The following is an 11887-nucleotide window of genomic DNA, read 5'->3' on the forward strand; positions in this document are numbered from 1 at the left end:
CGACGAAGAGGAAACGCCCGCGCCATGTCCACCGATAAGTCTTCGCCGAAAACAAGCATCAGTTTCACCGACCAGGAAGCCCTGCAATTTCACCAGGAGGGCCGGCCGGGAAAACTCGAGGTCACGCCGACCAAACCGATGGCGACGCAGCGCGACCTGTCGCTCGCCTATTCGCCGGGTGTGGCCGTGCCGGTGCTGGCAATCGCGGAGGATCCGAGCCGGGCTTACGACTACACCACGAAGGGAAATCTCGTTGCCGTGATTTCCAACGGCTCGGCCATTCTGGGCCTGGGCAATCTTGGCGCGCTCGCCTCCAAGCCGGTCATGGAGGGCAAGTCGGTTCTCTTCAAACGGTTCGCCGATGTCGACTCCATCGATCTGGAGGTCGAGACCCAGGATGTGGAGGAATTCATCAATTCCGTCCGCTATCTCGGCCCCTCCTTCGGTGGGATCAACCTGGAGGATATCAAGGCGCCCGATTGCTTCATCATCGAGCAGCGCCTGCGCGAACTGATGGACATTCCTGTTTTTCATGACGACCAGCACGGCACGGCGATCATAGCTGCTGCGGGCCTGTTCAACGCGCTGCACCTGACCGGCCGGGACATGAAAACCACAAAGGTCGTCTGCAACGGCGCCGGTGCAGCGGGCATCGCCTGCATCGAACTGGTCAAGGCGATGGGTATTCCGCACAACAACATCACCCTGTGTGACACCAAGGGCGTGATCTACAAGGGCCGCGCCGAAGGCATGAACCAGTGGAAGTCCGCCCATGCCATCGAGACGTCGGACCGCTCGCTCTATGACGCGATGAAGGGCGCGGACGTTTTCTTCGGGGTTTCGGTCAAGGGGGCTCTGACGCCGGACATGCTGCGTGTCATGGCGCCGAACCCGATCATCTTTGCCATGGCAAATCCCGATCCGGAGATCACGCCGGAAGAAGCCGCCGCCGTCCGCGACGATGCCATCGTTGCGACGGGCCGGTCCGACTACCCGAACCAGGTCAACAACGTTCTCGGATTTCCCTACATTTTCCGCGGCGCGCTCGACGTTCACGCAACAACGATCAACGACGAGATGAAGGTTGCCTGCGCGCAGGCGCTTGCGCAGCTCGCCCGCGAGGAAGTGCCCGACGAAGTCGCCGCCGCCTATCGCGGCAACCGGCCGAAATTCGGGCCCGAATACATCATTCCCGTGCCGTTCGATCCGCGATTGATCCATGCCATCCCGCCGGCGGTTGCCCAGGCAGCAATGGATTCAGGCGTTGCCAAGCGCCCGATCGTGGACATGGAAACCTACAAACATCAGCTCTCGGCCCGGCGCGATCCGATCGCAGGTACGTTGCAGCGGATCTTCAGCAAGGTGCGGCAGCAGCCGAAACGCGTCGTTTTTGCGGAAGGTGAGGAAGAGCCGGTGATCCGGGCGGCGGCGGCCTTCGCGGCGCAGGGCCTCGGCGAGGCGATCCTCATTGGCCGCGAGGATGAAATCGCCAGCATGGCGCACCAGGCCGGCGTCGATATCGACCGTCCCGGCATTTCCGTTCAAAACGCGCGCCTGTCGGACCGCAATGCCGACTATGCGCAATATCTCTACGGCCGCCTGCAACGGCGTGGATACCTGCTGCGTGACTGCCAGCGCATGGTCAACAATGACCGGAACTACTGGGGCGCGATCATGGTCGCCCGGGGCGACGCCGACGCCATGGTCACCGGCCTGACCCGGAATTATTCCGTGGCGCTCGACACGGTGAAGGCAACCATCGATCCGAAACCGGGTCACAGGGTCATCGGCGTGTCGCTCGCCCTCGTGCGCGGGCGCAATGTCGTGATCGCCGACACCGCTGTCATCGACATGCCCAATTCCGAAGAGCTGGCCGATATCGCCGAAGAGGCGGCTCACGTCGCGCGCAAGCTCGGCTACGAGCCGCGCGTTGCCATGCTGGCCTATTCCACCTTCGGCCATCCGCGCGGCGAGCGGTCCGAGAAAGTCATCGAGGCGGTCAAGATCCTGGATCGCCGCCGGGTGGATTTCGAATATGACGGTGACATGGCCGCAGATGTGGCTCTGAATATGGACCGCATGGCGGCCTATCCGTTCTGCCGGCTTTCGGGACCCGCCAATGTTCTTGTCATGCCCGCCTTCCACTCCGCGTCGATCTCCACCAAGATGCTGCAGGAGCTGGGCGGCGCCACTGTCATCGGCCCGCTTCTGACCGGTTTCGACAAGTCCATCCAGATCCTGCCCATCGGCGCAAAGGACAGCGACATCGTCAACATGGCCGCCATCGCAGCCTACAACGTGTCTTGAGGCTTTTGTACGGTTCGCGCATCAGGGCTCCCCGATCCCGGCTCTGCGCTTCGCTTGGCCGGGATGACGATGGTCAGGTTGGTTTCAGCTTCGTCATCCCGGACGACTGAAAGGAGATCCGGGATCGGAGAATCACAGAAGAAAGGCAACGGATCACTGAGGTGACAGCCTGGGTCTATATCCTCGCTTCGCGACCCTATGAAACGCTTTACACCGGCCTCACGACAGACTTGGTCAGAAGAGTTTATGAGCATCGCGAGGGTCTCATTGACGGCTTTTCAGAAAAGTACGGCACAAAAACGCTTGTGTGGTACGAAAACCACATTGAAATTGCCGCCGCGATAAAAAGAGAAAAACAAATCAAGCGTTGGCGCCGTCGCTGGAAATTCGAATTGATCGAAAAATTGAATCCGGAATGGGATGATCTGTATCTCGCGCTGAACCGGCAGGACCGCGTCTGTTTTGGCCTGATCGCGAACGCCGCATGTGACATGCCGCAAGGCCTTGCCCATTTCGAGTTTCTGAGGCTTTCCGATCCCGGATCCTCGCTGCGCTGCGTCCGGGATGACGGAAGTCGGTTCAACCTCACCATCGTCATCCCGGCCAAGCGAAGCGCAGAGCCGGGACCGGAGAGTCGAGGTGTTCGCCCGCTTCTCACCGGGAACCGGTAATCCGCGTCGACGGGGATGGACAAGGAGAGCCGGACAAGGCGCTACTGGATCCCTGCCTGCGCAGGGATGACAAGAAAAAGGAACAGCCTCGGCTCGATCGAGCGAAACCTCAATCCGCTGTGACCGCCTTGAGGCCCTCCGGAAGGGGTTTTTGAAGAAACCAGGCGCGCAGGGTTTCGGCATAGAGGTCCGGTTCGGTTGCAATCCAGCCATGGCCGAGGCCCGGGACGATGCGCGCGGTACATTGCGGCATTCCGGACTGAAGGGCCGGCAGCGACGACAGGATGGCTGGATGTTCGGTTTCGCCGGCGAGGACGAGTGTACGCGTTTCAATGGCCTGAAGGCCGATCGACACATCAAAGTCGAGGGCAAGCGAGCTGATCTTGCGCATGGTCTTTGACGAAGCGTTGGGCCGGCCGCCTCTCTGGCTGACGAGCGAGGGGTCATTGACGCCGAGCGACCGCGCCATCTTTTCCCGGTTCTTCCGGGAATTCATCATGAAGGACGAGGCATGCATCAACGCCCGCATGACCCCGGAAACCTCGATTGGTTTATGCTGAAAACCGCTGAACACGGCGCTTTCGACCAGGTGGGGGTGCCGCGCAAGCAGGCGGAAGCCGATATAGGATCCCATGGAGAGACCGGCGAGACAGACCGGATCGCCGCCGAGGCTGCCGACAAGCTCCGCAACCGCATCGCTTGCAGCGTCAAAATCGGTTACCTGTATCGCCTTTGACTGGCCGTGGCCGGGCAGGTCGGGGCAGACGCAATGGAAGTCGTCGAGTTGTTCTGCTGCCTGTTTCCAGATACGGCCGTCGAAACCGGCCGCATGCAGAAAGACGATTGTTTTCTGCTGGTTTGGTTTTGACTGGCGATAGTGAAGCATTCAATCTGCCTTCATGGTCTGAAATGCGAATACGAAGCGGGAAACCGGACCACCGGGATTGAGTTGGCTGTTTTTGAGCTCCGGACGACGCAATAAGCGTAAAATCCCCTTTTGACAAACTGTTCCCCAGCGGCGATACCTCGATCCCATGTCTGATGTGAAAGTCAAAATCTGCGGCCTGTCGACTGAAGAGACCATGGAAGCCGCGCTGGAGGCGGGTGCCGACATGGTCGGCCTGATGTTCTTTCCCAAGAGCCCGCGCCACGTGTCGCTCAGCAAGGCTTGCAAACTGGCTGACATGGCGCGCGGAAAGTCCGAGATTGTTGCGGTAACCGTGGACATAGACCCTGACGGATTGTCGCGGATCCGGGAACTCGTCAATCCGGATATCTTTCAGTTTCACGGCTCGGAAGCCCCGGAAGCCCTTGCGGCTGCCAAGGTCATGCAGGGCGCAAGGGTCATGAAGGCCCTGTCCGTTGCAGAGCGTGAAGATCTGGAACGTGCGCATTACTACTCTATTGTAGCGGACTGGATCCTTTTCGATGCCAAGCCGCCCAAGGGGTCGGAATTGCCCGGCGGCAATGGCGTCTCCTATGACTGGACGCTGCTTAAGGATCTGGACCTGAAAAAACCTTTCCTCCTGTCCGGGGGATTGGACCCGTCAAATGTCGCTGATGCAATTCGGCAAAGCGGCGTGTCGGCCGTTGATGTCTCCTCCGGTGTCGAGCGGGAAAAGGGCGTCAAGGACAGCGAATTAATTCGCGCTTTCATGGCGGCGGCCAAAAGCGCATGATTTCCGGCATTGCCCGGATGAAGGAGTATACGCGTGAACGATATGGCGAACAGCATCCGGACCGGTCCGGACGATCGTGGGCATTTCGGGATTTTCGGTGGTCGCTATGTCGCCGAAACCCTGATGCCGCTTATTCTCGATCTGGAACAGCACTACAAGGACGCCAAGAACGATCCTGAGTTCCATGCCGAGATCGAGACGCTCAACAAGCACTATACCGGCCGGCCGTCGCCGCTTTATTTTGCCGAGCGGCTGACGAACGAGCTTGGCGGCGCGAAGATCTATTTCAAGCGCGACGAGCTGAACCACACCGGATCGCACAAGATCAACAACTGCCTCGGCCAGATCCTGCTTGCCAAGCGCATGGGCAAGACGCGCATCATCGCCGAAACCGGTGCGGGGCAGCACGGCGTTGCAACGGCAACGGTCTGCGCACGCTTTGGTCTGCCCTGTGTGGTCTATATGGGCGCAACGGATGTCGAGCGCCAGAAGCCGAACGTGTTCCGCATGAAGCTGCTCGGCGCGGAGATCGTTCCGGTCACCGCCGGGGCCGGCACGCTCAAGGACGCCATGAACGAGGCTCTGCGCGACTGGGTGACGAATGTCGAGGATACCTATTACCTGATCGGTACAGCCGCCGGACCGCATCCCTATCCGGAAATGGTGCGCGATTTCCAGTCGGTGATCGGCAAGGAACTGCGTGAGCAGATGATGGAAGCCGAAGGCCGCCTGCCGGACGCGCTCGTGGCAGCTGTTGGCGGCGGGTCGAATGCCATCGGCCTGTTCCATCCGTTCCTCGATGACAAGGACGTCAGGATCTACGGCGTTGAAGCGGGCGGGCGCGGCCTCGTCGGCGAGGAGCACTGCGCATCGCTCACGGCCGGCAAGCCCGGCGTGCTGCATGGCAACAGGACCTATCTGCTTCAGGATGACGACGGCCAGATTTTCGAGGGCCACTCGATTTCCGCGGGTCTCGATTATCCCGGCATCGGCCCGGAGCATTCCTGGCTGAAGGAAATCGGCCGCGTGGAATACGTGCCGATCATGGATACCGAGGCTCTCGACGCCTTCCAGATGCTGACACGTGTTGAGGGCATCATCCCGGCCCTTGAACCCGCACATGCCCTTGCACAGGTCGTCAAGCTTGCCCCGCAGATGGACAAGGATCAGATCCTTGTCATGAACCTGTGCGGCCGCGGCGACAAGGATGTCTTTGCAGTCGGGCAGATGCTTGGTTTCGAAATGTAACCGGAAGACCGGACAAAACGGGCCGCGTGCCGCAAGGTACGCGGCTTTTTTATTTTCCGATCGGCCTTGAAGTCAGAACACTTTCCAGAAGCGCCAACCGGCCGCGTGCGTCAAGGCGTTCCGCCTTCCGGAGCAGTTCCGGGTCCGTCCGGCTCGCGGTTGCGGCAATCCGCACATCGCGCAGGGGCGCGCCGAAGTTGAGATCTCTGACGCGTCGCCAGATCTTTTCATGAAAGGGCGGTGGGGCCGGTTCGAACAGGGAGTGGGCCATTTGCGGCTCCTTGTATTGTTTCCTCTTCGTCAGACAGTAAGTGCACTTTGTGCACATTTGAAGCCGTATTTTCTGCAGATCAGCTAAGCCAGCTATGCAATTTGACAAGACATGAGCATTCTTTGACGGCGCAGCCATTCGCAAGCGGCAGTGCTGCAATGCAATCTTGTCTGTTGTGTGCATTGCAACAAATCCTATGTTGAAAGCCGGACAGAGACGGCGACAGACGCCGTCCGGCCAGAACGAAGGGAACACGAAATGAAATTCGATCTTCTGACAGGTTTTGTCCGTGACATCCGCTCTGCTCATCGCGCCGCGACCGAGTTTGAACGCCTGAACCGGATGAACACCAGCGAACTCGCACAGCTTGGCCTGGACCGTACGGAAATCTCCAGCTACGCCTTCAACAAGCACTTCAAGCGCTGAACCGATGCGCCTGGCCTTGCGGCCGGGCACGCGTCGCTGTTGCCTGCCGCTGGCGGGCATCTCGTCTCATTGAGACGTTCTTCATTGACATCCGCTTGCCTGCTCCCCTACATCGCACTCAGTTCAATTTGAGAAACAGGGCCGCGCGACGTGCGGCAGGGGTTAAACTGCATGACGGAAACGCGTATTGATCGCCGCTACAAGGCTTGTGCGGAAGCAGGCCGGCCGGCTCTGGTAACCTTCATAACAGCAGGTGATCCCGATCTGGAAACATCCCAGGCGGTCCTGAATGCGCTTCCCGAAGCCGGTGCCGACATTATCGAACTCGGCATGCCCTTTTCCGATCCGATGGCCGAAGGCATCCCGATTCAGCTGGGCAACCAGCGTGCGCTCGCCGCCGGGCAGACCATGGACAAGACACTGGACATGGTGCGCAAGTTCCGTGAGCGGGACAATGAAACTCCCATCATCCTGATGGGATACTTCAATCCCATTTATGTGCGCGACCCGAAGAAATTCGTTCACGTGGCAAAGGAAGCCGGTGTCGACGGCTTCATTATCGTTGATCTTCCGGCCGAGGCCGATGATGAATTCTGCCTGCCGGCGCTCGAAGCCGGGCTCAACTTTATCCGGCTGGCAACCCCCACCACCGATGACAAGCGCCTGCCGGCCGTTCTGGCGAACACGTCCGGTTTCGTCTACTACGTCTCCGTAACAGGCATCACCGGTGCAAATATCGCCGACACGGGCCGGGTCACGGCCGCGGTCAACCGGATCAAGAAACACACGGATCTTCCGGTCGCGGTCGGGTTTGGCGTAAAAACCGCCGACCAGGCAGCCGTGATCGGCAAGGACGCCGATGGCGTGGTCGTTGGCTCGGTCCTTGTAAACGCCATTCGCGACAGTTTGGACGAGGCGGGCAAGGCGACAGACACCACAGTGAAGGCAGTTGCCGATGTGGTGGCTGATCTGGCTTCCGGCTGTGCGCGTGCGCGCACGGCCTGAACGAGCGGCTGAATTGAAGGATTTTCGGCGAGGCCCATATCTTCGCCAGGAGCAGCGTGCATTCGAAAAGACTGCACACAAAGGCTCCATCGCTTTGAAACCGATCAACGACGTTGATCTAGTCATTACTCTAGGAAACGGACGCGCCTGACGTGAACTGGATCAACTCAATCGTACGCCCCAAGATTCGCGATCTCTGGAAAAAGCGCGAAGTCCCGGAAAACCTCTGGATCAAGGATCCCGAAACAGGTGAAATGGTTTTTCACCGGGACCTGGAAGCCAATCTCTGGGTCGTGCCGAATTCCGGTCACCACATGCGTATGCCGGCGCGCAAACGCGTTGAGGCATTTTTTGACGACGGTGCCTACTCCGATGTCGAAACGCCGGACGTACATGCCGATCCGCACAAGTTCCGAGATTCGAAACGCTACACGGACCGTCTGAAGGAAGCCCGGTCGAAGTCCGGTGAAGACGAGGCGATCCTTGTTGCCCAGGGCAAGGTCAACGGCATGGACATGACCATCGCCGTGCAGAATTTCGACTTCATTGCCGGTTCGCTGGGCATGGCCGCCGGCGAAGCCATTCTTGCCGGCATGATGAAGGCGGTCGAGGACAAGACGCCGTTCGTCATGTTCGCAGCCTCCGGCGGTGCGCGCATGCAGGAGGGAATTCTCTCGCTCATGCAGATGCCGCGCACGACGGTCGGGGTGCAGATGCTGCGCGAAGCCGGTCTTCCCTATATTGTAGTCCTGACCAACCCGACCACGGGCGGCGTATCGGCCTCCTATGCCATGCTCGGCGACGTCCATATCGCCGAACCGGGTGCGCAGATCGGCTTTGCCGGACGGCGGGTGATCGAGCAGACGGTCCGCGAGAAGCTCCCGGAAGACTTCCAGACGGCTGAATATCTGCTCGATCACGGCATGATCGACATGGTCGTTCCGCGTCAGGAGATGAAGGAAACAATTTCCCGCATCTGCGGCATCTTGCTGAAACGCGAGGTGGAACTGCCGAAGATCGAGGAGCCCGTTGTCGAGGAGACGGTTGACGAAACTGCGGCTGAAACCCCCGAGGAAGTGGCCGAGACCGACGACACCGAAGCAGGTGAAGCTGAACAAAAGAGCTGATACGGCCACGAAATCTGAGCGAAACTTTCCCAAAAATGTCGCGTAAGCGGCACAAAAGGACAAATCTGCCCGGCCCGCTTGTCAAGCTTCCGGCAATCTCCTAAAGCCGTTTGAGAGCGAAACACCGGACAGAGGACCCTTCGGAGGGCGCCTTGGATCAAGTTACGAAAATCCTGGACAGACTTCTGGCCCTGCACCCCAAGGAGATTGACCTGTCTCTTGGGCGCATGCACCGTCTGCTCGCCGCCCTCGGCAATCCGGAACGGAGACTGCCGCCCGTCATTCATATTGCCGGGACCAATGGCAAGGGGTCGGTGACGGCGACCATGCGCGCGATCCTGGAAGCGTCCGGCAAGCGCTGCCATGTCTACACGTCGCCGCATCTTGTTGCATTCAACGAACGTATCCGGGTCGGGACGGATGGCGGCTTTGTTTCCGATCCCGTTCTTTACGACGCGCTGCATCGTTGCGAGGAGGCCAATGCTGGCGGTGAAATCACCTTCTTTGAAATCACGACGGCAGCTGCCTTCCTGATCTTTGCCGAACATCCCGCCGACATCCTGCTTCTGGAAGTCGGGCTTGGAGGGCGGCTGGACGCGACCAACGTGATCGACCGGCCGGCGGCAACCGTCATCACGCCGGTTTCCATGGATCATGAAAAGTTTCTCGGCAACGATCTGGCCGACATCGCCCTTGAAAAGGCCGGGATCATCAAGCGCGGAGTTCCGGTGGTCTCCGCGTCCCAGCCTGAAGAAGCGTTTCCTGCAATCGTCCGGCAGGCGGCACGCAACAAGGCGCCTCTCAAGATCCTGGGGCAGGACTTCACCGCTCATCCCGACCAGGGCCGGATGGCTTTTCAGGATGATGACGAGTTGATCGACCTGCCGGTGCCGGTTCTGGGCGGAAGCCACCAGTTTGCCAATGCCGGGGTCGCGATCGCAACATTGAAGGCAGCGGGGTTGCTGCCGGATGTGCAGACGATCGAGCGCGGCCTGAAATCGGTCAACTGGCCGGGACGCCTTCAGCCGATAACACACGGACACCTGCTTCAGATGTGTCCCGATGGCGCCGAGGTCTGGGTTGACGGCGGGCATAATCCGGGGGCCGGTGTATCCGTCGCCGAATTCATGGGCGAACTTGAAGAAAGGTCTCCTCGCCCGCTCTATGTTGTGGCCGGAATGCTGACAACGAAGGACCCTGTCGGGTTCTTCCGTCCCTTCCACGGTTTGGTGCGCCATGTCGGCACGGTGCCGATCGTCTCGACCACCACGGCCAGAACGCCGGAAGAGCTGGCCGACCTTGCCCGGTGCGCCGGGTTGGAGGCGACGCCTTTTCAGTCACTGGACGCGGCCTTGGCAGATGTGGCAGCTTGTGCCGAAAAGGACGGCGAGTCCCCCAGGATTCTGATTTGCGGCTCGCTCTATCTGGCCGGTGAAGCTTTGGCGCGGAACGGAACGGTTCCGGACTGACGCATAGCCGGTCCCGTGACGGAGACCCGTGCGATGCGACCATTTTTCAGGCTTTCAACCGCCGCCACCGCCCTGCTGCTGGGCGCGGCGCTCTCCGTAGCCCCGGCATTTTCCCTTTCAGAACAATATGAAACCCCGCCTGAGCAGGATCCTTCCGTCGTACTGAAAGGCAAGGAAAACGGTCCGGGTTATGCAGTTCTGGCGCCTGTGCGAAGCGACGGGTTCCTTCGGATCTACCAGCTGCAGACGGATCTGGGAGTTGAGCAGATCGAGGGTGACGGTCTCCTCAAGCTCCGGCTTGCGGAGATCAAGGTTCTGATCGCACTTGAAGGCCTGAAAAACGACGCCAGCTTCCTGGATGGCCTGAAGGAGGCGGCCAAGAAGCCCGTCGACTTCGTCGAAAGCACCGTCACCGATCCGGTCGGCACGGCAAAGAGTACCGTGTCGGGCGTCGGGCGGATGTTCGGCAGGCTGACCAAGGGTGTCGGCGATGCCGTCTCCGGCAAGGGCGGGTCTCCCGCCGATATCGCAAAGGCCATAACGGGTCAGGCGCAGGCAGAGCGCGAACTCGCCGTTCAGCTCGGCGTCGACCCCTATACGTTTTACAAGCCCCTGTCGGAAAAACTGAACGAAACGGCAAGCGTCACCACGGCCGGAAGCTGGACGGTGACCGCGATTACGGCCCTGTTGCCGGGTGGAATGATCGTGTCTGCGGCGCGTCAGGCCGACAATTTCAGAAACCTGATCGTCGACAGCACTCCGGCGGAACTTGCGGACCGCACGGCGGCAGCCTTCCGGACCGCAGGCGTCACTGAAAAGACCATCTCGCGCATCGCCGCCAACCCGTTTTACACCGCGAGCGAAAAGGCGATCATCGCCTACCAGCTTCAGGCAATGCCGACCGTAAAGGACCTTGACCTGATCGCGGCCAAGGCGGCCGATGCCGAAAGCCGGGACATCGCCTATTTCCAGCTCCGCCGGGTCGTGCTTCTGGAAACCTACAACCGGGTGATTTCCGGTCTTGGCCAGATCAGGGCCGTCAACGGCATCCCCGTCGCCATTCGAAAGGACGGCCTCGCTGCCGTGGTATTGCCGCTCGACATGGTCGCCTGGACCCAGACGGTTGCGCAGACCTTCTCATCGATCCACGAGGGCCTTGCCGGACTGCCGTTTCCGCCCACGGGCGTCGATTTCCTGATCACCGGCGACCTGACCCCCGTCGCCGCCGAACGCATCGCCTCCTTCGGCTGGGAAATCACCGGAAACTATCCGATGCCCGAAGGGCCGGTGCATTAGGCAGGGAGACCAAATGGCACCGTCTCGGATCAGCGAGCAGACAAGAACACTCGCACGCGCCTTAAGGCGTGATCAGACGAAAGGCGAGAAGGCGCTTTGGCGCGTGCTGCGTGAACTCAAAGCTGAGGGTATACGTCTTCGAAGACAGGCACCGATTGGCGCTTACATCGCCGACTTTGTTGCGTTTTCAAAGAAAACCATCATCGAGATTGACGGCGACGTACATGCCTTGGGCGAGCAGATCGCACATGACAAGCGGCGGGACGACTGGCTCCGCTCCCAGGGCTTTCAAGTTGTCCGGTACTCGTCCCTAGAGGTAGCTGACAATCTCGAGGGTGTTGTGCTGGATATTCGACGAAGATTTGGATTGGACTGATCGATACCCCCA

The 11887-nt window shown here is 60.0% G+C and carries 11 protein-coding genes and 1 pseudogene; 10 read left to right on the top strand and 2 right to left on the bottom strand.

What is annotated here, in order from left to right:
• The first annotated feature begins 24 nt into the window (after nucleotides 1-24).
• On the top strand, nucleotides 25-2307 hold the full coding sequence (locus RBB49_RS08835) for an NADP-dependent malic enzyme (protein ID WP_306142365.1): 2283 nt from the start codon (nucleotides 25-27) through the stop codon (nucleotides 2305-2307).
• Nucleotides 2308-2468: 161 nt separating this feature from the next.
• A pseudogene (locus RBB49_RS08840) lies at nucleotides 2469-2750 on the top strand (GIY-YIG nuclease family protein); the annotation flags it as partial.
• A gap of 337 nt (nucleotides 2751-3087) precedes the next feature.
• Here the strand turns inward: RBB49_RS08840 and RBB49_RS08845 are convergent.
• The gene (locus tag RBB49_RS08845) at nucleotides 3088-3864 is read right to left on the bottom strand and encodes an alpha/beta fold hydrolase (protein ID WP_306142366.1); all 777 of its coding nucleotides are present in this window, start codon (nucleotides 3862-3864) and stop codon (nucleotides 3088-3090) included.
• Between the two features lie 148 nt (nucleotides 3865-4012).
• Between RBB49_RS08845 and RBB49_RS08850 the strand changes: the two genes are divergently transcribed.
• Nucleotides 4013-4657, top strand: a complete 645-nt coding sequence (locus RBB49_RS08850) for a phosphoribosylanthranilate isomerase (RefSeq protein WP_306142368.1) — start codon at nucleotides 4013-4015, stop codon at nucleotides 4655-4657.
• Nucleotides 4658-4684: 27 nt separating this feature from the next.
• On the top strand, nucleotides 4685-5905 hold the full coding sequence (trpB, locus tag RBB49_RS08855; RefSeq protein ID WP_306142391.1) for a tryptophan synthase subunit beta: 1221 nt from the start codon (nucleotides 4685-4687) through the stop codon (nucleotides 5903-5905).
• Nucleotides 5906-5954: 49 nt separating this feature from the next.
• Here the strand turns inward: trpB and RBB49_RS08860 are convergent, their stop codons facing one another.
• On the bottom strand, nucleotides 5955-6176 hold the full coding sequence (locus RBB49_RS08860) for a hypothetical protein (RefSeq protein WP_306142370.1): 222 nt from the start codon (nucleotides 6174-6176) through the stop codon (nucleotides 5955-5957).
• Nucleotides 6177-6434: 258 nt separating this feature from the next.
• Here RBB49_RS08860 and RBB49_RS08865 point away from each other — a divergent pair, with 258 nt between their 5' ends.
• The 6 genes from RBB49_RS08865 (at nucleotide 6435) to RBB49_RS08890 (ending at nucleotide 11875) form a co-directional block, all read left to right on the top strand.
• Nucleotides 6435-6602: a hypothetical protein gene (locus RBB49_RS08865; protein ID WP_306142371.1), complete on the top strand. Its 168-nt coding sequence runs from the start codon at nucleotides 6435-6437 to the stop codon at nucleotides 6600-6602.
• A 171-nt stretch (nucleotides 6603-6773) separates the two neighbouring features.
• Nucleotides 6774-7607, top strand: a complete 834-nt coding sequence (gene trpA, locus RBB49_RS08870; RefSeq protein WP_306142373.1) for a tryptophan synthase subunit alpha — start codon at nucleotides 6774-6776, stop codon at nucleotides 7605-7607.
• Between the two features lie 152 nt (nucleotides 7608-7759).
• Entirely contained in the window at nucleotides 7760-8734 is a 975-nt protein-coding gene (gene accD, locus RBB49_RS08875; RefSeq protein ID WP_306142374.1) for an acetyl-CoA carboxylase, carboxyltransferase subunit beta, read from the top strand.
• Between the two features lie 227 nt (nucleotides 8735-8961).
• On the top strand, nucleotides 8962-10203 hold the full coding sequence (locus RBB49_RS08880) for a folylpolyglutamate synthase/dihydrofolate synthase family protein (protein WP_306142392.1): 1242 nt from the start codon (nucleotides 8962-8964) through the stop codon (nucleotides 10201-10203).
• Between the two features lie 33 nt (nucleotides 10204-10236).
• Nucleotides 10237-11499: a hypothetical protein gene (locus RBB49_RS08885; RefSeq protein WP_306142375.1), complete on the top strand. Its 1263-nt coding sequence runs from the start codon at nucleotides 10237-10239 to the stop codon at nucleotides 11497-11499.
• A 13-nt stretch (nucleotides 11500-11512) separates the two neighbouring features.
• Nucleotides 11513-11875, top strand: coding sequence for an endonuclease domain-containing protein (locus RBB49_RS08890; protein WP_306142376.1), 363 nt, complete (start codon nucleotides 11513-11515; stop codon nucleotides 11873-11875).
• Nucleotides 11876-11887: the final 12 nt, after the last annotated feature.

The organism is Roseibium sp. MMSF_3412 (assembly GCF_030733265.1).
GTDB lineage: Bacteria > Pseudomonadota > Alphaproteobacteria > Rhizobiales > Stappiaceae > Roseibium.